The 20512-nt window shown below is 39.0% G+C and carries 18 protein-coding genes and 1 tRNA gene; 13 read left to right on the top strand and 6 right to left on the bottom strand.

Features of this window, described 5'->3' with window-relative positions; all coding sequences use genetic code 11:
* From atpH to atpG, 3 genes are all read left to right on the top strand, one after another.
* Entirely contained in the window at positions 1-561 is a 561-nt protein-coding gene (gene atpH, locus ACFSKV_RS00525; RefSeq protein ID WP_380799560.1) for an ATP synthase F1 subunit delta, read from the top strand.
* A gap of 29 nt (positions 562-590) precedes the next feature.
* Positions 591-2171 carry a F0F1 ATP synthase subunit alpha gene (gene atpA, locus ACFSKV_RS00530; protein WP_380799561.1) on the top strand — a complete coding sequence of 527 codons (1581 nt, stop codon included), beginning with the start codon at positions 591-593 and terminating at the stop codon, positions 2169-2171.
* Positions 2172-2253: 82 nt separating this feature from the next.
* On the top strand, positions 2254-3132 hold the full coding sequence (gene atpG, locus ACFSKV_RS00535; RefSeq protein WP_380799563.1) for an ATP synthase F1 subunit gamma: 879 nt from the start codon (positions 2254-2256) through the stop codon (positions 3130-3132).
* 57 nt (positions 3133-3189) lie between these two features.
* Here atpG and ACFSKV_RS00540 read toward each other — a convergent pair whose 3' ends face one another.
* Complete coding sequence (locus tag ACFSKV_RS00540; protein ID WP_380799564.1) at positions 3190-3825, bottom strand: GDSL-type esterase/lipase family protein; 636 nt, start codon at positions 3823-3825, stop codon at positions 3190-3192.
* Positions 3826-3917: 92 nt separating this feature from the next.
* On the opposite strand from ACFSKV_RS00540, the gene ACFSKV_RS00545 reads away from it, so the two are divergent.
* Entirely contained in the window at positions 3918-4751 is an 834-nt protein-coding gene (locus tag ACFSKV_RS00545; RefSeq protein WP_380799565.1) for a hypothetical protein, read from the top strand.
* Positions 4752-4892: 141 nt separating this feature from the next.
* Here ACFSKV_RS00545 and ACFSKV_RS00550 read toward each other — a convergent pair whose 3' ends face one another.
* Positions 4893-6167: a neutral/alkaline non-lysosomal ceramidase N-terminal domain-containing protein gene (locus tag ACFSKV_RS00550; protein WP_380799567.1), complete on the bottom strand. Its 1275-nt coding sequence runs from the start codon at positions 6165-6167 to the stop codon at positions 4893-4895.
* A gap of 212 nt (positions 6168-6379) precedes the next feature.
* The gene (locus tag ACFSKV_RS00555; protein ID WP_380799568.1) at positions 6380-7543 is read right to left on the bottom strand and encodes an AIR synthase related protein; all 1164 of its coding nucleotides are present in this window, start codon (positions 7541-7543) and stop codon (positions 6380-6382) included.
* Positions 7544-7672: 129 nt separating this feature from the next.
* Here ACFSKV_RS00555 and metK point away from each other — a divergent pair, with 129 nt between their 5' ends.
* The 5 genes from metK (at position 7673) to mnmC2 (ending at position 11853) form a co-directional block, all read left to right on the top strand.
* The gene (gene metK / locus ACFSKV_RS00560) at positions 7673-8926 is read left to right on the top strand and encodes a methionine adenosyltransferase (protein WP_380799569.1); all 1254 of its coding nucleotides are present in this window, start codon (positions 7673-7675) and stop codon (positions 8924-8926) included.
* Positions 8927-9086: 160 nt separating this feature from the next.
* Positions 9087-9290, top strand: coding sequence for a heavy-metal-associated domain-containing protein (locus tag ACFSKV_RS00565; protein ID WP_380799570.1), 204 nt, complete (start codon positions 9087-9089; stop codon positions 9288-9290).
* Between the two features lie 30 nt (positions 9291-9320).
* Positions 9321-10556, top strand: a complete 1236-nt coding sequence (locus ACFSKV_RS00570; RefSeq protein ID WP_380799571.1) for a M16 family metallopeptidase — start codon at positions 9321-9323, stop codon at positions 10554-10556.
* Between the two features lie 126 nt (positions 10557-10682).
* A complete protein-coding gene (gene ispF / locus ACFSKV_RS00575; RefSeq protein WP_380799572.1) occupies positions 10683-11165 on the top strand; it encodes a 2-C-methyl-D-erythritol 2,4-cyclodiphosphate synthase in 483 nt (160 codons plus the stop codon).
* Between the two features lies 1 nt (position 11166).
* The gene (mnmC2, locus tag ACFSKV_RS00580) at positions 11167-11853 is read left to right on the top strand and encodes a tRNA (5-methylaminomethyl-2-thiouridine)(34)-methyltransferase MnmC2 (protein ID WP_380799573.1); all 687 of its coding nucleotides are present in this window, start codon (positions 11167-11169) and stop codon (positions 11851-11853) included.
* Between the two features lie 163 nt (positions 11854-12016).
* Here the strand turns inward: mnmC2 and ACFSKV_RS00585 are convergent, their stop codons facing one another.
* Positions 12017-12760 carry a DUF4377 domain-containing protein gene (locus tag ACFSKV_RS00585; protein WP_380799574.1) on the bottom strand — a complete coding sequence of 248 codons (744 nt, stop codon included), beginning with the start codon at positions 12758-12760 and terminating at the stop codon, positions 12017-12019.
* A 298-nt stretch (positions 12761-13058) separates the two neighbouring features.
* Between ACFSKV_RS00585 and ACFSKV_RS00590 the strand changes: the two genes are divergently transcribed.
* The 4 genes from ACFSKV_RS00590 (at position 13059) to ACFSKV_RS00605 (ending at position 19509) form a co-directional block, all read left to right on the top strand.
* Positions 13059-14627 carry a glycoside hydrolase family 43 protein gene (locus ACFSKV_RS00590; RefSeq protein WP_380799576.1) on the top strand — a complete coding sequence of 523 codons (1569 nt, stop codon included), beginning with the start codon at positions 13059-13061 and terminating at the stop codon, positions 14625-14627.
* A gap of 272 nt (positions 14628-14899) precedes the next feature.
* Complete coding sequence (locus tag ACFSKV_RS00595) at positions 14900-16633, top strand: glycoside hydrolase family 43 protein (RefSeq protein ID WP_380799577.1); 1734 nt, start codon at positions 14900-14902, stop codon at positions 16631-16633.
* Between the two features lie 92 nt (positions 16634-16725).
* Positions 16726-17937: an esterase gene (locus ACFSKV_RS00600; RefSeq protein ID WP_380799578.1), complete on the top strand. Its 1212-nt coding sequence runs from the start codon at positions 16726-16728 to the stop codon at positions 17935-17937.
* A 9-nt stretch (positions 17938-17946) separates the two neighbouring features.
* Positions 17947-19509, top strand: a complete 1563-nt coding sequence (locus ACFSKV_RS00605) for a carboxylesterase/lipase family protein (protein WP_380799579.1) — start codon at positions 17947-17949, stop codon at positions 19507-19509.
* A 78-nt stretch (positions 19510-19587) separates the two neighbouring features.
* Here the strand turns inward: ACFSKV_RS00605 and ACFSKV_RS00610 are convergent.
* Both ACFSKV_RS00610 and ACFSKV_RS00615 read right to left on the bottom strand, forming a co-directional pair.
* A tRNA-Gly gene (locus ACFSKV_RS00610) sits at positions 19588-19663 on the bottom strand.
* Positions 19664-19802: 139 nt separating this feature from the next.
* Positions 19803-20495: a Spy/CpxP family protein refolding chaperone gene (locus ACFSKV_RS00615; protein WP_380799580.1), complete on the bottom strand. Its 693-nt coding sequence runs from the start codon at positions 20493-20495 to the stop codon at positions 19803-19805.
* Positions 20496-20512: the final 17 nt, after the last annotated feature.

A 20512-nucleotide genomic window follows, 5' to 3' on the forward strand; every position in this document is an offset into this window, starting at 1 on the left:
ATGTCAGATATTAAAGTTGCATCACGATACGCCAAGGCCTTGCTTGAACTTTCGCTGGAGAAAAACGCGCTTGAAGCAGTAATCAGTGATTTTAAAACAATTCTATCCATTGCAGAGCAAAATAAGCAAGTAAGTCTTGTTCTGGATAGTCCCATTGTCAACTATGATAAGAAATTCAACATTTTGAAGGCTTTGCTGGGAAAGTCAGCGAATGCAATTACCATCAGTTTCTTTGACCTTGTGACCCGCAAAAAAAGATCCGACGTATTGCTTTCTACTTCAAGGGAGTTTCTTAGACAATATAATGAGTACAATGGAATCCAGGTAGCGGAAATTACCACTACATTGCCTTTGACCAAGGAATTAAGACAACAGATCATTGAGATTGTAAAGGAAATTTCAGGCTGTCAAAAAGTTGAATTGATAGAAAAATTAGACAAAAATTTAATTGCTGGTTTTGTTTTGAAAGTAAATGATAAGCTTTGGGATGATTCCTTAAGCGGAAAATTGAGACAAGCAAGAATGAGATTTGCCCAGCGTTATTTTGTGAAACTATACTAGTATAAAAGATAAATTTTAATAAAAATACAATGGCACAAATAAGACCTGATGAAGTTTCAGCCATTTTGAGAGAACAGCTTTCAAATGCGAAGACTGATACTGAACTTGAAGAAGTGGGTACCGTACTCCAGGTAGGTGACGGTGTAGCACGTATATATGGACTTACCAAAGCTCAGGCTGGTGAATTGTTAGAATTTGACAATGGTTTAAGAGCGATGGTACTTAACTTGGAAGAAGACAATGTAGGTGCTGTACTCTTCGGTGATTCTAAGTTGGTCAAAGAAGGTGACAATGTAAGAAGAACCAAAAAAATTGCCTCTATTAAAGTGGGTAATGGTATGTTGGGCAGGGTAGTGGATACTTTGGGTAATCCAATTGATGGGAAAGGACCTATAGGAGGTGATTTATATGAAATGCCTTTGGAAAGAAAAGCTCCAGGGGTTATTTACCGTCAGCCTGTAAATGAACCACTTCAAACAGGTATAAAAGCGATTGACTCCATGATTCCGATCGGAAGAGGTCAACGTGAATTGATCATTGGTGACCGTCAGACTGGAAAGACAGCTGTAGCCATTGACACCATTTTGAACCAGAAGGAATTTTACGATAAAGGTGAACCCGTTTTTTGTATTTATGTTGCTATTGGACAAAAAGCATCAACTGTTGCGGGTATTGTTTCAGCTTTGGAAAAAGGCGGTGCATTACCCTATTCTGTAATCGTATCAGCTGCAGCTTCTGATCCTGCACCCATGCAGTTCTTTGCTCCATTCACCGGTGCCTGTATCGGTGAATTTGTGAGGGATACTGGTCGTCCTGCACTTATCATATTTGATGATCTTTCCAAACAAGCTGTTGCCTACAGGGAAGTGTCCTTGTTGTTAAGAAGACCTCCGGGGCGTGAAGCATACCCTGGTGATGTATTCTATCTTCACTCCAGATTGTTGGAAAGAGCAGCCAAAATCAATGATTCGGATGAAATTGCAAGACAAATGAATGATCTTCCTGAATCCATCAAACATTTGGTTAAAGGAGGAGGTTCACTGACTGCTTTGCCTATTATTGAAACACAGGCAGGTGACGTTTCAGCTTATATCCCTACAAACGTAATTTCCATTACGGATGGCCAGATATTCCTGGAGACCAACTTGTTCAACTCTGGTATCCGTCCTGCAATCAACGTGGGTATTTCTGTTTCAAGGGTAGGAGGTAACGCCCAGATCAAAGCCATGAAGAAAGTGGCAGGTACCCTAAAACTTGATCAGGCTCAGTTCCGTGAATTGGAAGCATTCTCCAAATTTGGCTCTGACCTTGATGCTTCTACTAAAAGAACCATTGAAAGAGGTAGAAGAAATCAGGAAATCCTTAAACAGCCCCAATATGCTCCAGTACCAGTGGAACTTCAGGTTGCAATTATCTATGTTTCCACAAAAGGATTTATGGATAGCGTTCCTGTGGAAAAAGCAAGACAATTTGAGGCGGAATTCTACAACCTGTTGAAGAGTAGCTATCCTGAAGCATTACAATTGATATTGAAAAATGATATTGATGCCGCAGGAAAGATTTTGGAAAAAGCTGCCAAAGACCTTTCTGCGAAATACGCAAAACAATAACTATTAAACTCTTGGCTTTAGAGGGGGATTATTCTCCCTCCAAAGTCTTCTCCTAATATCTCTTTTCTGAAAAGAAAATAATATGGCTAACCTCAAGGAAGTTAAACAAAGGATTACCTCAGTTTCCTCAACACAGCAGATAACCAAAGCTATGAAAATGGTAGCGGCTGCAAAATTGAGAAAAGCACAGGATAAAATTCTAAAAATGCGTCCCTTTTCCAAAAAGCTTACCGCTATTTTGAATGATGTGGTATCTTCTATGGGAGGTGAATTGCAAGTAGCTTATGCAGAACAAAGAGAAGTGCAGAATGTACTTTTGGTTTCAATGACATCAGATAAGGGTCTTTGTGGCGCATTCAACTCCAATGTAATGAAGATGACCAATAGCCTGATGGAGGGAGAATTCAAAGGGAAGAACATTACTATCCTGCCACTTGGTAAAAAATCATATGAATTTTACAGCAAGAGAGGTTTTAATGTTATTCCAGATTACTTTGAGATATTCAACAACATCACTTTTGACACTGTAAGGGCAATTGCAAACTTTGTGATGGATGGTTATACCTCCAAAAAATTTGATAAAGTTGTTTTGGTATATAACCATTTTAGAAACGTGGCTACTCAGGATGTGACAGTTGAACATTTCCTTCCTATGGGTAGTTTGGCATCTTCAACTCCCGGAACTGAGAATCGTCATACAGATTATATACTTGAACCTTCAAAGGAATTTATTGTTCAAGAGCTAGTGCCAAGTGCTTTAAAGACCCAATTCTATAAGGCCATTTTGGAAAGTAATGCTTCTGAACATGGGGCCAGAATGACCTCTATGGATAAAGCTACTGAAAACGCCAATGATTTATTAAAGGAATTGAAATTGCTTTACAATAGATCAAGACAGGCTTCTATTACAGGTGAAATCCTTGAAATTGTGGCAGGTGCCAATGCATTGGAAGGGACCTGATAATATTAGAATAACAATATAGCCCATAATAAAAAAAACCGCGATTAGCGGTTTTTTTTATTGGATGGCTTTTGCAACTTCGGCTGCCATTATTCCTAATCCTTCTTTATTGGGATGAACCCCATCAGGTAATAAATCGGATTTTTCGGTAAGAGGACTGTATAGGTCGATCATTTGTGATTTGGTTTTCTTGGCTATTTTCATCAACATCGGCCTCATTTCATTGACTAAAATATTTTCATTAATTCCCCAATTGTCTTGAAAAACAGGGACAGGAATGCAAATGTATACTTTGCCTTTTTTTGGCATGGATTTTTTGAATTCCTTGATCATTTGGATATAATCAGAAGTGAATTCATTTTTGAATTTCCAATTTTGGGGCTTGGAATCATTGGTACCCAATTTGATTACCAAGATGTCCGGTGAATATTCCTTTACCTCTTCAAATTGTGGTTCATTCCAATATGGATAATCCCCTTTTTTGAGTAGGGTTCTTCCGCTAACACCAAAGTTTTTCACATCATACCCAGTTCCAAGGTTTTGCTGCATTTGGAGAGGATAACTATCCGGATTGTCTCTTCCTGGTCCCTGAGTGATGCTATTGCCCACACAGGCAACCTTTATAGGATTTTGCCCAAATGATATGGAAGATATTGCCAGGAAAAGGCATGCCAAAAGGGTGAGTTTTTTCATAGATGTAATGGTTTATTGGTTTAAGATAGAAATTTAATACCTATTTTTTTGAGGGTAAGAATTAAAAAAATTTGACCTTATATTTGATCTATATGTATACGCTTAAATCAATCTGGCATTTTTTTAATATTCTTTCTTTGGATGTCGTAATAGGTGCCATGGCCGGGATGTTGTTTTTTGCAGATGTTCTGGATGTGGATTTGACCATTGAAACTTATTTACTTCTTGCTTTGGCAGTTTGGTCTGTATATACTTTAGATCATTTGGTGGATGCAAAAAAAATGATAGGAAATGCTTCATCTAAACGGCATCAGTTTCATCAACAGAATTTTCGGATTTTAAGTGGGGCACTTGTTTTCTGCGTTATATTGGATTTTGTCATTTTATTTTCAACCCGCTCATTGAATTTTATAATCATTCCGGGATTCGTCTTAGGTATGGTAATGTTAATTTGGATGGGCCAGATTCATTTTTTTGGAAGAAATGTATCCTGGTTAAAGGAAATTTCCACCGCTATTTTCTATGTTTTGGGCATTTCCCTTGCCCCATTTTTTAAACTATTTCCAGATGAAATCCCCTTTCCATTTTATTTGTTGCTTTTAGGCTATTTTACTCTGGCATTGATCAATCTGCTGATTCTGTCTTTTTTGGATGAGAAGGGGGACAAAAAAGATGGCTTTGGATCTATTTTACAGCATGTTCAAAAATCTCAATTAAAAAAGTACATTCAAATTTTGGGTTTGACTTCCGCTCTTATCACTTTGATGTTAATACTATTTTTACCTTCTTATTTTAAGATTCATGCCAGCATTTTATTCTTGCTAATCCTTTTCCATATTCTTGAATTTCAGAAAAAAGACCGATGTCTGACCAGGCAGAAACTGGAATTTTCATTCCTATTCCCATTTGTTTTGTTGCTTTTTTGAAGTTAAAAATATGTGTTTTTGGGTCTATCTTTTTTCTAAAGATTTTCTAGAGATAAAAAAGCTTATTTCAATCCTGGTAATTCCAGATGTTCAACATAATCTTAAAATCCATTTAAAGGATTCCAAATCAGTCATTCCTTTTTATTTCTTAGTTTTTTCTATTAATCTGCGGATGATTTCATCAAAATATGCCCCATTATACGGGCCGAACCAATTCATTTCCCGTGCCTCATAAAGCGGTTCATCATAGTATTCATCCGGTGTGATATAGCCTATATACCCTCCGTTAAAACAAGTGATGATCAAATTCAATCCCTGTTGATTTGCATATTTTTCCCAGCTTTCCATAAATACTCCTGAGATTTCCCCACTTGAACTGATTATCAATGTATTTCCCAAAAGAATCAGATCAAAATGTGCATTGGTTTCTCCAAACAAATTGTTGAATACCCAAGGTCTTACCCGTACATTTTTACCTAGTTTAAGATGGGCTTTCCTTAGGGCCAATGGAAAATCTGCAAATTCCAGATTATGCTCCTTGATATCAGGAAGACTATTTTCAGTGTTCTGAAAGAATTGGTATAAGTTTTTTGCATACTCCTTAGCATGTTCAGGTTCCTTTCCCCCGGCAATTGGTTTGTGACTGCCCACGGTTCCGGCAGCAAATAATGCCAATTCATATTCCTCACTTTCCATTATTTCCGACAGGTAATGAGGATAATCACCAGATAAACCCATAAATTTTGAGCTGATGATGGTAGAATGGGCTGAATAAGTCAAGATGGAAGCTTTTTCCTCATTCTTTTTTTGAAAGATCAATTGCCTTACATAAGGGTCAATGGGATCATTTGCAATAAGCCGATTAGCCACCAAACTATCGGTTGATATTTTATTGAATTGAATATTGACAGTATCTTTTCTTTGCAGGGATTGCCGCAATACCTGTATACTTTTTTCTTCCAACATACTGACTACCTGCTTATCATAACCTCCAAAGGCAATTTTTCCCAAAATACCTGGCATGTACCCTCCTATACCGCTATGGGTATGTGTGGCTGTAAAATAGACATGGTCAATTGGTAGTCTTTCTTGTTTAATTCTTTCTTTTATCTTTTGGTAAAGGAAGGGATGAACTATCATTAGTTCATAATTCAAAAATGCTACCTGTGCTTTCCCATTGCTGATGACAATACTTCTAATAAAACTGCTATCCTGAACAAATTGATATTTTCCGCGGGGTTTATAACCTACAAGATTGGCAGGTTTTGACGGGGTACTATTTATTTTTGACCAACCTGCAAGCCAAAATTCTCCATTACTTTGTTTAATATTCAAGGTATCCAGCCGGTTCATACTTTCCAGGTAATAGTCCATTTCCTGGTAAGGTCTCCTATCAATCTTGGTAAGTGTCGCCATTAAAATGAAAAAAAGAACCCCAAATATCCAGGCTAAAATTCTGAATAAAGGTTTAAACTTATTTGATGGCATTTTGGGAAAAGGTGAAGAATGAATATAAGGTATGAAAATCTAACATAAATTGGAAATTATACAGGCCAAATTCCCGGTCTTTTACCTTTAAATTTTTCGACTTTGAATACCATCATTGGAGTAAGGGATTAATTCCGTAATCAATATTCAAATGTTCCATGTATACCTTGGATGGTTACTTTTTTGCCATCAAAGGGCAAAACCCTGCCAATAATTTTTGCTTCAACACCCAAAGTTTCTGCTATATCGATCACTTCTTCCGCATAGCGCTCTTCCATGTAAATTTCTAATCTGTGACCCATATTGAAAACTTTATACATTTCTTTCCAATCTGTATTGCTTTCTTCCTGGATAATTTTGAATAGTGGAGGGGTTTCAAAGAGATTATCTTTAATCACATGGACATTATCAACAAAATGGAGGACCTTGGTCTGGGCACCTCCACTACAGTGGACAATACCATGGATCTGAGGGCGAAGGTATTTCAATACATCCACCAGTATAGGGGCATAGGTCCTGGTCGGTGATAAGACCAATTTGCCCATATCTACCGGTAATCCCGGGGCAGGGTCAGTTAGCTGGTATTTACCTGTATAAACCAACTCTTCCGGAACAGAAGGGTCAAAACTCTCAGGATATTTTGTTTTCAGAATCTTATGGAAGACATCATGTCTGGCAGAGGTCAGTCCATTGGACCCCATTCCTCCATTATAATAATCCTCATAAGTTGACTGCCCTGAAGATGACAGACCAACAATTACATCACCCGGTTGAATTTTATCATTGGAGATGACTTCATCCCTTTTCATCCTACAGGTGACCGTACTATCTACGATGATGGTTCTCACCAGATCACCTACATCGGCAGTTTCACCTCCAGTCAATACTACGTTCACACCATGGTCCCGCAGCATTTGAAGGACCTCTTCCGTGCCATTAATGATGGAAGAAATGACTTCGCCCGGAATAAGGTTTTTGTTTCTGCCTATGGTGGAGGAAACCAAGATATTGTTGATAGCGCCCACACAAAGCAGGTCATCGATATTCATGATGATGGCATCCTGAGCAATGCCTTTCCAAACACTCAAATCACCTGTTTCTTTCCAATACATATAGGCCAATGAAGACTTGGTGCCCGCCCCATCTGCATGCATGATGTTGCAGTATTCAGGGTCATTGCCAAGGGTGTCTTCTACAATTTTGCAGAAGGCTTTGGGAAAAAGTCCTTTATCTAATTTGGATATTGCCTGATGCACATCTTCTTTAGAGGCGGAAACACCTCTTTGCATATACCTTTCGTTCATAGAGGGATTTGATTTACTCATCATGTTACAAAGTTAATGATTCTCCTTAGATGAAATTCAGTTTTTTATTTCCCCCTTAAAACGTATTTTTACGCGCTAATTGAAATCTTGCAAATTACATAATTTATTATGCCTTATTTATTTACGTCGGAATCAGTATCTGAAGGTCATCCAGATAAAATAGCAGACCAAATATCAGATGCTTTGATTGATAATTTTTTAGCCTTTGATCCCCGGTCGAAAGTTGCATGTGAAACGATGGTAACAACCGGTCAGGTCATATTGGCAGGGGAAGTAAAATCTGATACCTATTTGGATGTTCAAAAAATTGCCAGAGATGTGATCAACCGGATTGGGTATACAAAAGGCGAGTATATGTTCGACGGAAATTCCTGTGGGGTTCTTTCAGCAATACATGAACAGTCACCGGATATAAATCAGGGTGTGGATAGAGACAATCCTGAAGAACAAGGTGCTGGAGATCAAGGGATGATGTTCGGGTATGCTACAAAAGAAACAGATAACTTTATGCCATTGGCCTTGGATCTTTCGCACAGGATATTGAAAGAACTGGCAGCCTTAAGAAAGGAAAGCAAAGAAATCACATATCTAAGACCGGATGCAAAAGCTCAGGTAACCATTGAATATTCTGATGACAATGTTCCTCAAAGGATAGATGCCATTGTAATTTCAACCCAGCATGATGAATTTGCGGATGAGGCTACCATGCTTACTAAAATCAAGGATGATATGATCAATATCCTCCTTCCCAGAGTGAAAGCGCAGTTGAAACCTGAGATTCAAGTTTTGTTTACTGAAAAAATTACCTTCCATATCAATCCAACAGGAAAATTTGTCATCGGCGGTCCACATGGGGATACCGGACTTACAGGAAGGAAAATCATCGTAGATACCTATGGAGGAAAAGGAGCACATGGAGGTGGAGCATTCTCAGGAAAAGACCCTTCAAAAGTGGATCGTTCCGCAGCATATGCAACCAGGCATATAGCAAAAAATATGGTGGCTGCTGGTGTGGCAGACGAAATGTTGGTGCAGGTTTCCTATGCTATTGGGGTAGCAAAACCTATGGGAATATATGTAAATACTTATGGAACCTCCAAAGTGCAGTTAAGCGATGGAGAAATAGCCAGAAAAGTTGAACAGATTTTTGATATGAGGCCTTATGCTATTGAACAAAGACTTAAACTAAGAAATCCCATTTATGAAGAAACTGCCGCATATGGTCATATGGGCAGAGAAAATGAAGTGGTGACCAAAACATTCAAAACCCCCGATGGTAAATCCATCACATTTGATGTGGAATTGTTTACATGGGAAAAACTGGATTATGTAGATACTGTTAAAAGGGTATTTGGGTTATAAAAAGAAAAGCGGCTGAAAGGCCGCTTTTTTATCATAAAAATATACTAATCCGAAGGAGTGATTTAAGAATAATTCTTTCTTACTGTCGAATCAATTCAGAGAAAAAATGGTTTTTGAATTAGAATAACCTGAGAAGCCAATTAATTTAAAATCGGAAATCATGAGTAAGTTACAGTTTAAAACAAATGTAAAATGCGGGGCCTGTGTTGCTGCCATTACACCTGAAATGGACAAGGTTGCCGAAGGTGCTTGGAAAGTTGATCTGACACATCCGGACCGGGTTTTAACCGTAGATAGAACTTTGAGCGAAGAAACAATAATTAAGGCATTAAATGACTCCGGATATCAAGGGGAGCGTATTTAATTTCTTGTCAATATTTTTCCAATTTCATCCATGATCAACTACCAACAATTCTATTTGGACAATGGCCTGCAGGTGCTGGTTCATGAGGACCATAGCAGCAAAATGGCAGTACTCAATATTTTGTATAAGGTAGGTTCTAGAAATGAAATTCCCGGAAAAACCGGACTGGCTCATTATTTTGAGCACCTCATGTTTGGCAGTTCCAAAAATGTTCCGGTTTTTGACTCAGCATTGGAAAGGGTTGGAGGCTCCTGCAATGCCTTTACCAATACTGATATCACCAATTACTATATTACCCTTCCTGCAGTCAATATTGAGACCGCATTTTGGTTGGAGTCTGATAGGATGTTGCAGCTTAATCTCAGTGAAAAAACCATCGAAACCCAAAGAAAGGTGGTCATTGAAGAATTCAAACAGCGGTACTTAAACCAACCTTATGGAGATGTGTTCCACCATATCCGGAAACTTGCTTTTAATTCCCATCCTTATCAGTGGCCGACTATTGGGAAGGATATTGAAGATATTATCAATTATAAACAAGAAGATGTAGAGGAGTTTTATTTCACCCATTATAGGCCTGATAATGCAGTGATGGTGGTTGCGGGAGATGTAACCTTAGAACAGGTCAAACAATTGTCGGAAAAGTGGTTTGGAGATATCCCATCGGGTAAAATCCCAAAGAAGACAATCCCACAGGAAATGCCGCAAACAGCTAAAAAAGTATTGACTGTTAGTGCTGATGTTCCTACTGATGCTTTGTACAAGGTATTTCATATGCCTGGTAAATTGCAGGAGGGATATTTACAAGCGGATCTGATTACTGATATTTTGGGATTTGGCCGATCTTCAATCCTTGAACAACAACTCGTGAAAAACGGTAATATTTTTGCTTCCATAGGGGCATATATCTTCGGTACAGTGGATCCAGGATTGATGGTGTTTTCCGGCAAAATGGAAAAAGGTCAAAGTGCAGAATTGGCAGAGAAAGCTTTGAATGAGGTGTTAGAGGAATTTGTTCAATCCTCCATTTCAGAAAATACATTGACTAAAGTAAAAAACCAGGCAGAAGCCATGAAAACCTATGAGTCGGTTCAGTTGTTAAACAGAGCGATGAGTTTGGCATATTACGCTCATTTAGGTAATCCCGAACTGTACCAGACCGAATATGAGAAAAAAACCCAGATTCCTGCTGGAAGCATCTTGGATTGGGGGAAAGAGATTCTCAAAGAGGAGAATGCTTCGGTAGTTTATTATAAATCTGCCTAGAAATCAATTTGAAATAGGGTAGATATAAGTTAGAAATAGATATTGGGATATTTTTGGTTAGTCTTAAGCCTTGCATCTTTTGTCTTAATTCTAATAGCAAAATAAATTGAACATTACTTGAAAAATATGAACAACTTCAGAATAGGATTTGGATATGATGTGCACCAACTGCATGAAGGACTGGATTTTTGGCTGGGAGGTATCAAGTTGGAACATAAAAAAGGAGCATTGGGCCATTCTGATGCGGATGTGCTGATCCATGTCATTTGCGATGCTTTGCTAGGTGCTGCCAATATGCGTGATATTGGTTATCACTTCTCAGACAAGGATCCGAAATACAAGGGCATAGACAGCAAAATCTTGTTACGTGAAGTCATGAAACTGATCCGTCATGAAGGTTATGAAGTCGGAAACATTGATACTACGGTTTGCCTGGAATTGCCCAAAGTAAACCCGCATATACCTGCTATCAAAGCCTGTCTTTCGGAAGTAATGGGAATAGAGGAAGGGGCCATCTCCATAAAAGCAACCACCACTGAAAAGTTGGGATTTGTGGGTAGAGAAGAGGGAGTTTCGGCTTATTGTGTGGCCTTAATTTATAAAAAGTAAGATGACAAGGGAAGTCAAAATCATTACCACTGAAGATGGTTCCCATTCTCTTTTTGTACCTGAATTGAATGAGACCTATCATTCTTTTCATGGTGCATACAGGGAGTCTGTGCATGTGTTTATGCTGTATGGATTGGAGGCCTGGTATATGAGAAATCCTGAAAATTTTCCAGTCCGGGTTTTTGAAGTGGGTTTCGGTACCGGATTGAATGCCTGGCTGAGTATGGTTTGGGCTGAGCAATATAAAGTTCCTCTTTTGTATCATAGCATTGAGCCTTTTCCTTTGGGAAAAGAGGTCTATGCCCAATTGAACTTTACCCAAGTCGATCCCACCATTGCTGAATATGCACTCTATTTTAACAAACTGCATCAAGCCCCATGGAATGAAGGGGTGATCATGTCTGAGTACTTCAATATGAAAAAAGACCTCACTACTTTGGAGGATGCGGTTTTGTATCCTTCAGATGTGGTTCTTTTTGATGCATTTGCACCAAGTAAACAACCTGAACTCTGGACCAAAGAAATGTTGTCCAAAGTGGTAGATACCATGAACCCTGGAGCTGTCTTTGTTACCTATTGTGCCCAGGGACAACTAAAAAGAAACCTAAAGGAACTTGGATTGGAAGTGGAAACCTTACCCGGACCTCCCGGAAAAAAGGAAATGACCCGGGCATGGAGAATCAATTAAATAATAAAATTCCCTACATCTAAGGGTAATGATTTTGAGAAATCTTAATTTCTATTTAATATGAAATACCTGACTTATGGTTTATTAAGTCTGATTTTGACAGGAATTATCAGCCTAAACCAGCTGTTAAGGAAATTATTGATTTGATGGAAAGGAGCAAAAGTTAGGAGTTCCACGGTCTTGGTTTGGGGATTTGATTGATTTTTGAAAGTACAATTAAAACTTTGCCCGATTCATCTTTCAGGTACCAATGCCCCTCGGATAATTCATATTGCTTGGTTAATAAAATTCTCCTATAAAATTCATCTTCTACTTTAGGCGAATAATTATCCATTTCAGGATAACAAGCTTTTGAAGTAATTGGACCGGGTAAAATGGATATTTCGAATTCTGTAATATTTTCCATGCGGAAGTGTGTTGAATTACAATGGTAAGAGGTGAACAATAATCTGCCTCTAGGATCGAAGATTGAATATTTTGGAAAATCCCAAATCAATTCTTTTTCATCAAAACCGGGGAGGTCCCCTAATTTCCACATGCCGCTAAATTTAATTGCCTCATCTTTAATTTTAGCGATTGTCTTATTCAGTTGATAGGTTATTTTCGGTGGTGAATTGGGCTTTGGACCAGCTGTTGTAAATAGCTTCACTTCCAAATTGAAAAAATAGCCAGGTTCTAATTCAAATCCTTCAATGGGCTGGTATAAATAATCCCATAGGGCATTTTCATAAGAATCTGTTTCACTGATCAAATAACATAATTCTTCAGTAACTCCAACCCCGCAGGGTACCAAGGAGCTATAAACCCAAAATTTTTTCAATTCAAAAGGAATTTCTTCCTTTTCCTGACAATTGACCAGTAAACTCATGGAAAACAGGATCAAGATGAATTGATGTAAGGATTTCATAGCTTAAAATTAGGTTTAAACAGCAGGAAATTAAAAAGATATGATTTTTGATTTTAGTAATTTTCAATAAAATGGAAAATATTATTTGCAGATTTTCATAAAAAGCATTTGTAATTCAGTGTTTGAAGGATTGGCTTAAATTTTAAACAGGTAAGTTGAAAGCCAATTATAGATTATTTTGGATTTTATCGGTTTTTATTAATTTCAACGGACAGGACAGAAATTTAAATTTCTGCTTAGAAAAATCTATTAGAGTTTATTGTAATATGGTGGGAAAAGACCAAATCAATTTGAAACTATGAATTATAACAGCGTTTTTTTCTTGTTTTCAATAACTTTCCTCCTAAGTACTATTCAAGTGATGGGTCAAGAAGAGAAAGCTAAAAACCCCATAATTTTTGCGGATGTTCCTGATTTATCCATGATTCGGGTTGGAGAAACTTACTACATGAGCAGTACTACTATGCATATGGCTCCAGGTGTCCCTATCATGAAATCCATTGATTTAACCAATTGGAAGCTTGTAAATTATGCGTACGAAACCTTGGTGGATAATCGGTCGATGAATTTGATTGAAGGGAAGAATGCTTATGGTAGAGGGTCATGGGCAAGCTGTCTCAGGTACTTTCAGGGGTATTATTATGTAAGCACTTTTTCCCAGACCAGTGGCAAAACCCATATTTTCAAAACCCAAGATATAGAACAAGGGCCATGGGATGAAATCAGTTTTGAACCTTCCCATCATGATCACAGCATCTTTTTTGAGGAAGATGGGAAAGTCTATATGATTTGGGGTGCAGGTACCATCAAAATTGTTGAACTGAAAAATGACCTTTCTGGAGTTGTGCCAGGAACGGAAAAGGTATTGATACAGAATGCCAGCGCCCCTGCAGAGGGGGAAATCATGCTTCCTGCCGAAGGTTCCCAGCTTTTCAAAGTCAATGGATATTACTATTTATTTCATATCGTATGGCCAAAAGATGGGATGAGGACTGTTTTGGTGCATAGGTCAAAAAATATAGAAGGACCCTATGAAGGAAAGGTGATGTTGGAGGACAGGGGAATTGCCCAGGGAGGCCTAATAGATACTCCTGATGGCAAATGGTTTGCCTACCTTTTTAGAGATTATGGAGCTGTGGGAAGGATTCCTTATCTGGTTCCTGTTACATGGAAAGAGGATTGGCCAATTTTAGGAGAGGATGGGAAAGTTCCTGAGAAGTTGGATTTACCAAAAAACCAAGGATTGATGCCTGGTTTGGTTGCTTCTGATGAATTTGATAGGACCGATGGGCAATCCAGACTCCTTCCCTTGGTATGGCAATGGAATCATAATCCAGTAAATGAATTTTGGTCATTGGAAGAAAGATCAGGATTTCTTCGATTGAAGACTAATAGGGTAGATAAAACCGTCCTTGAAGCCAGGAATACACTTACTCAAAGGACTTTCGGTCCAAAAAGCAATGGGGTGACCAAATTGGATGTTTCTGGGATGAAGGATGGAGACTATTCAGGTCTTTTGTTACTTCAGAAAGAATATGGATTTGTAGGTGTCAAACAAAGTGGTGACAAAAAATCAATAGTAATTGTCTTGGGAAATGAAAGTATGGAAAAAGAAGTGGAGGAACTCCCTCTTGAAAATTCAATACTTTATTTAAAAGCATCCTGCGATTTCGAGAATTTAAAAGATCAGGCTAATTTTTTCTATAGCTTTGATGGCATCCAATGGCATCCAATTGGTGAAACTCTCTATATGAAATATACCTTACCGCATTTTATGGGTTATAGGTTTGGTTTATTTTATTTTGGCACAAAAAGAACTGATGGATTTGTAGATTTTGATTTCTTCAGAATAGGTGAAGGCCAATAACTTTTTTGCTACTTTTAAATTTCACTATGCCATATTGATTCTGCTTAAGTGTATTTTTGTCCGTTTATTTCAAAGTTAAGTTTCTTTTTTTTAGGTTTTTGAGGAGGGTCAAAAAAAATTTTCTAAATAAATGTTGATATTACACTTATTATTACGATATTAGGTTTGTGATTAATTCTACCATTCAAAAATCAGTCACTTGATTTCAGAAGATGTCTTAGAATTGTTCATTGAAAAACTACCTCAAACCTATTAATCCTATTTTGATTACATTGATTAGTAAACTCGGTTATTTCCGGAAGAAAGTAAGCAAATTCAAAGACAGAATCCTGATCTTGTTTTTGGTTTGTTCACTTTGTTCCGGAATTTCTTTTAATGCCCAAACCCAGACAGAAAGGACTTTTAATAATCCCGTTTTGCCTGGTTTTTATCCAGATCCTGGAATGTTCAGGGTTGGTGATGACTTTTACTTGGTTACTTCCACCTTTACTTATTTTCCAGGGGTTCCCATTTTCCATAGCACTGATTTAGTCAATTGGAGACAAATTGGACATGTTTTGGACAGGCCTGAGCAAATTGATGTGGAAGGGTTAACTATTTCTGAAGGAATTTTTGCCCCTACTATACAACATCAAGAAGGAGTATTTTATATGATTACCACTTTGGTAGGAAAAGGAGGGAATTTTGTAGTCACCGCCACCAATCCGGCTGGACCTTGGAGTAATCCTGTATTTCTTCCTGCTGTCCAAGGAATTGACCCTTCGATTTTTTTTGATGATGATGGGAAAGCCTATATCATTTACAATGGGGATGCACCGGAAATGAAGCCACTTTACCGCGGACACCGGACTATCCGGATGATAGAATTTGATTATAAGAGCCTAAAAACTGTAGGAGACAATAAGATTTTAGTCAACGGTGGAGTGGATATCCATTCTAAACCGGTATGGATAGAAGCACCCCATATATATAAGACCCGAGGATACTATTATTTATGGGCTGCGGAAGGTGGAACCAGCGTGAACCATTCCCAAGTGGTATTCAGGACAAAAGACCTGAAGGATATGTTTATTCCTTACAAAAATAATCCTATTCTAACACAAAGACATCTTGATCCTGCCCGACCAAATCCGATTTCCGCTACTGGGCATGCCGACATGGTGCAGACAAAAAATGGTGAATGGTGGGCTGTTTTTTTAGCTACCAGACCTTATGATAGAGGGGATCACTATAACATTGGGAGAGAGGTTTTCTTGGCCCCTGTTACCTGGACTGATGACGATTGGCCTGTAATCAGTGCTGATTTTGAGGAGGTGCAGTATACCTATAAAGCCCCAAATTTACCGGAAGACAAAAGCAACATACCGTTTCCAATTACTGGAAGTTTTACCATTGTTGACAATTTTGATGGAGAAGAACTGAAGGACTATTGGGTTTTTGTCAGGGTACCAAAGGAAAAATGGTTTTCATTAAATCCCAAGGCAAAAAAATTAACAATCCAATTGAGACCTGAGACCGCATTTGGGAAATCCAATCCGAGTTTCCTTGCCAGAAGGCAGCAGCACAACAAGGGGTTTGTTTCGACAGATTTTTCATTCCAGCCATCCAATGAAGATGAAATGGCGGGTTTGCTTTTGTTCCAAAATGAAACCCATCATCTTTTCTTTGCCAAAGTGTTGGATAAGGATGGAGGCCAGTCTGTAAAAGTACTCAAAGCAACCAAAGACAATACTTATGAGGTCCTAGCTGAAAGAAAGCTTCAAAAGTCGGCTAAAGCTCCTTTATCCCTGAGGGTGGATTTTGAAAATGCACAGTACAATTTTCAAATGAAAGAGAAGGGGGATAAAAACTGGGAAACGGTATATGGTTTTCAGGAGGGTCAATATCTCAGTACCCGTGTTGCGGGAGGTTTTGTAGGGGTGACCATCGGACCCTATGCCACTTCTTCAGGAAAACCAAGTGGAAATAGTGCGGAATATTTCCAATTCACTTATTCCGGAAATTAGGTAATGGGATTCATATTTTTTTCTGATCTGGGTTTGTAACATTTTTTGATGTTTTCTGGAGACCAAAAAATGTAAAACCAAAAGGAAAGAACATGATAGTCCTTAAAAGACAAAAAGCAATTTATTATTTCTTTGCCCTAGGGTTGTGCCTGTTTTTCCAATCTGTAAAGGGGCAACAAGCAAATGTCAATCTTGATCACAATCCTCAAAAAAACAGCGACGGCCTTATTCCTTTCAGTGCCCCTTTGAACTCACCTGAAGTTCATGATGACCAAACGGTCACTTTCAGGTTGAAGGCACCAAAGGCCCAGGAAGTCAAATTGGCCGGTGTGGCTTTGTTGACAGGATTGGGAAGGGGGAATGAGCAAATGCCTTTTACCAAAGGGGAAGATGGAATTTGGACATTAACAGTAGGTCCCCTAAAGCCTGATATGTATGCCTATCATTTTAATGTGGATGGGATGCAAATCACGGATCCAAGCAATACCTATGCAGCTTTTACTGCCATGCCTCCGTATAGTCAACTGATTGTACATGGAAAGGAACCTGCTTATTACGACGCCAAAAATGTGCCCCATGGAAATGTAACCCGTCATATCTATTATTCGGATGTTACCCAAGGTCAACGTGAGATGTATGTTTATACCCCTCCAGGTTATGATTCCAATCAAAAATACCCCGTCTTGTATTTAGTAGGTGGAAGCGGGGAATTACCCTCCAATTGGATTTATGATGGTAGGGCAAATTTTATCATGGATAACCTTTTGGCAGAAGGAAAAGCAAAGCCCATGATCATTGCCATCCCCAACAATCAGGTAATTCACCGGAACCATCCCCAACACGCTGAATTGACCTTCGATATTTTTGAAAAGGAGCTCCGCAACCATGTAATTCCTCTGGTTGACCAAAATTACAGCACGATTTCATCTCCCCATGGGAGGGCATTGTCTGGACTGTCTATGGGAGGCCGGCATACCATGTTTGTGGGACTCCGTTCCCTGGATCTATTTGCGAATTTTGGTATCCTTAGTGCCGGAGACAAGGAGGCAGAGGCTTCACTGGCATATTTTCTGAATGATCCAAAGGCTAATGATAAAGTTGACTACCTATTTATAGGGCAAGGTACAGAAGAAGCAAAGGGATTCTTCGGGGAAAGGGTACGGGCTTTGCGTGATGCACTTGACAAGCATGGTGTCAATTATGAATACTATGATGGAGGTCATGGAGGCCATGATTGGGCCACTTGGAGACATTTGCTCTATTATAAGTTTTTACCAAACCTTTGGCGAACACATGATAATTAAATTAAACGCATGAAAAACTTTGTTTTATTGTTTATCACTTTAATCGGTATTAGTCTATCATCCTGCCAAGAGCCTATCCCTGGCCAGGTTAAGGTAAGTGGCGGAATCATTCAGGGTACTGTTATTGATGATTTGACCATATTTAAAGGTATTCCCTTCGCAGCTCCTCCAGTGGGTGATTTGAGGTGGAAAGCTCCTCAACCAGTGGTAAAATGGGAAGGGGTAAAACAGACCTTGGAATATGCCCCTGCACCCATGCAGGGAGGTAACCCTGCTTCAGGAAAGAGCGAAGACTGTCTTTACCTTAATGTTTGGACTCCTGCCAAATCTAAAAAAGAGAAATTACCCGTACTTGTGTGGATTTATGGGGGAGGCTTTAGTTTTGGTTCAACCTCTGATCCCGTCCACAATGGAGAGCACCTCGCCCGAAAGGGTGTGGTTTTGGTCAGCATAGCATACAGGGTAGGGCAATTGGGATTTTTGGCACATCCTGAATTAAGTGAAGAAAACCCAAATGTTGTATCCGGCAATTATGGTTTGTTGGATCAGATAGCCGGATTAAAATGGGTAAAGGATAACATTTCGGCTTTTGGGGGAGACCCGGATAAGGTGACCATTTTCGGTGAGTCTGCCGGAGGCATTTCAGTCAGCATGTTATGTGCTTCTCCTTTGGCCAAAGGTCTATTTCAACAGGCCATTTCACAAAGCGGTGGTTCTTTTGGTCCGACCAGGCCTACCACCTTTCCTGGGGAGAATATGAAAACTTTGGAACAAGCAGAGAGAGTTGGGCTGGAATATGTCCAAAAGTTGAATGCATCCTCCATTGCGCAACTAAGGGAAATTCCCGCGGAAGAATTACCTATGGGTATGGGTTTGGGAGGGGCTTGGCCAATAGTAGATGGTTATGTGATTCCTGATGACCAATACAAATTATATGAAGCAGGCAAATACAATAATGTGCCGGTATTGCTGGGTTATAATTCTGACGAGGGATTAAGCTTTTCACCCGGCCGCAATCCTGAGGAATACAAAGAAAATGTAAATAGACGCTTTGGTCCCTTTGCAGATGAATTGATGGAAGTTTATCCGGTTGGGGATACCATTGTTCCTCGAAGTGCCAGAAATCTGCTTCGCGATGCAGCTTTTGGATGGCATACCTGGTCCTGGGCAAAACTTCAGAATCAGACCGGGAAATCTCCGGTTTACTTCTATATTTTTGATCAGCATCCTGATTTTCCAGAGGATTCACCCCAAGCAGATCACGGTACCCCTCATGGTGTAGATGTGGCCTATGTGTTTCAGAACCTTGATCCCAACAATTCTAAAACTTCCCAAACCGATTTGGAAATCATGGAAGCTATGGGTAAGTATTGGACCAATTTTGCCAAAAATGGAAATCCAAATGGAGATGGCCTTCCTGAGTGGCCTGTTTATACCTCTTCCAATCCCAAAGTGATGTATCTAGGTCCCAAACCATATTTAGGAGAAGTTCCTGATGAAGCAGCCATGAATGTTTTGGACCGGTATTTTCAATGGAGAAGATCAGCTGAAGGAGCCGCTTGGGCTAAGTGATTTTATGGCTGAAACTATTTGAAATGGATTCTTTGGCAACTGGGCTGAATGAATGATTCAGTCCGGACCCTTAGAAATTGGAGCGGGTAATCGGTCTCGAACCGACGGCCTTCAGCTTGGGAAGCTGACGCTCTACCAACTGAGCTACACCCGCTTTATTCCCCAAATTTGAAAAATTTTTACTGCTTCATCAAGATGGATCGTAATTAGAATGAAAGAATTACGTAAAAACCTTAATTAAAATTTGCAATCCCACGATCCAATATGAGTTTATTGCCTTTTAAATTTTTATTCTACTCAAACTTATAATTGGCTTCTTTTTTCAATTCCAAAATAACAACACCATTTTTACCTTCTTCCCCATACATCTCCCAAGCTGAATTTCCTTTAAGGACTGTAATACTGTTGACCATATTGGGACCAACAGCATTGACATCGATATTCGAAACTTTTTTCTCCTTTAAACCTTGCTTAATGATGTAGATGGGTTGATTATTTCCACTTGAAACAACGGACATAATATTTTTTGAACCTTTGTCTGAATCGCTGCTACTTCCTGGTATGGCCTCACTAAAATTGGTAAAAGAAGTTGGAGTATACTTCAATATGTTTAACTCGGCCTTTTGGCTTTCGGTAAGTTCATTTTTGATGGCTATCATAGTATTTAGCTGCTTTTTCTTCAACTGGTTTTCCAATGATAAAACCAGGTCCATTTGTCTGTTTGCAACTGACTGATCAACTTTCTCTGCAGATAATATGCTTTTTAGTTTGGCATTGGCTCCGTCTAATTCCCATTTCAGCGTCCTGAAATCACTTGCATTTTGGCTATGGATGTTTTTGATTCTTTCTGCCTGCAGATCAGTCAGATTAATAGATTCCCTATTAGTCATGACAAGGTCAGCGGAATACAAAGTTTCTTTAAATATATCCTGTGCATAGCTCTGGGCCAAGACCAAAAAGAGACAAATTGTGAGTAACTTTTTCATGGTATATAGTAGTTGGT

The sequence above is a fragment of the Shivajiella indica genome, from assembly GCF_042683085.1.
Lineage (GTDB): Bacteria > Bacteroidota > Bacteroidia > Cytophagales > Cyclobacteriaceae > Shivajiella > Shivajiella indica.

Bases quoted from the DNA above. Each gene is read 5' to 3' on its own strand.
- ACFSKV_RS00590 (WP_380799576.1), top strand. From the start codon at position 13,059: ATGAATTATAACAGCGTTTTTTTCTTGTTTTCAATAACTTTCCTCCTA.
- ispF (WP_380799572.1), top strand. From the start codon at position 10,683: ATGAACAACTTCAGAATAGGATTTGGATATGATGTGCACCAACTGCAT.
- mnmC2 (WP_380799573.1), top strand. From the start codon at position 11,167: ATGACAAGGGAAGTCAAAATCATTACCACTGAAGATGGTTCCCATTCT.
- ACFSKV_RS00540 (WP_380799564.1), bottom strand. From the start codon at position 3,825: ATGAAAAAACTCACCCTTTTGGCATGCCTTTTCCTGGCAATATCTTCC.
- ACFSKV_RS00555 (WP_380799568.1), bottom strand. From the start codon at position 7,543: ATGAACGAAAGGTATATGCAAAGAGGTGTTTCCGCCTCTAAAGAAGAT.
- ACFSKV_RS00600 (WP_380799578.1), top strand. From the start codon at position 16,726: ATGATAGTCCTTAAAAGACAAAAAGCAATTTATTATTTCTTTGCCCTA.
- atpG (WP_380799563.1), top strand. From the start codon at position 2,254: ATGGCTAACCTCAAGGAAGTTAAACAAAGGATTACCTCAGTTTCCTCA.
- ACFSKV_RS00565 (WP_380799570.1), top strand. From the start codon at position 9,087: ATGAGTAAGTTACAGTTTAAAACAAATGTAAAATGCGGGGCCTGTGTT.
- metK (WP_380799569.1), top strand. From the start codon at position 7,673: ATGCCTTATTTATTTACGTCGGAATCAGTATCTGAAGGTCATCCAGAT.
- atpA (WP_380799561.1), top strand. From the start codon at position 591: ATGGCACAAATAAGACCTGATGAAGTTTCAGCCATTTTGAGAGAACAG.
- ACFSKV_RS00585 (WP_380799574.1), bottom strand. From the start codon at position 12,760: ATGAAATCCTTACATCAATTCATCTTGATCCTGTTTTCCATGAGTTTA.
- ACFSKV_RS00545 (WP_380799565.1), top strand. From the start codon at position 3,918: ATGTATACGCTTAAATCAATCTGGCATTTTTTTAATATTCTTTCTTTG.
- ACFSKV_RS00605 (WP_380799579.1), top strand. From the start codon at position 17,947: ATGAAAAACTTTGTTTTATTGTTTATCACTTTAATCGGTATTAGTCTA.
- atpH (WP_380799560.1), top strand. From the start codon at position 1: ATGTCAGATATTAAAGTTGCATCACGATACGCCAAGGCCTTGCTTGAA.
- ACFSKV_RS00615 (WP_380799580.1), bottom strand. From the start codon at position 20,495: ATGAAAAAGTTACTCACAATTTGTCTCTTTTTGGTCTTGGCCCAGAGC.
- ACFSKV_RS00570 (WP_380799571.1), top strand. From the start codon at position 9,321: ATGATCAACTACCAACAATTCTATTTGGACAATGGCCTGCAGGTGCTG.
- ACFSKV_RS00550 (WP_380799567.1), bottom strand. From the start codon at position 6,167: ATGGCGACACTTACCAAGATTGATAGGAGACCTTACCAGGAAATGGAC.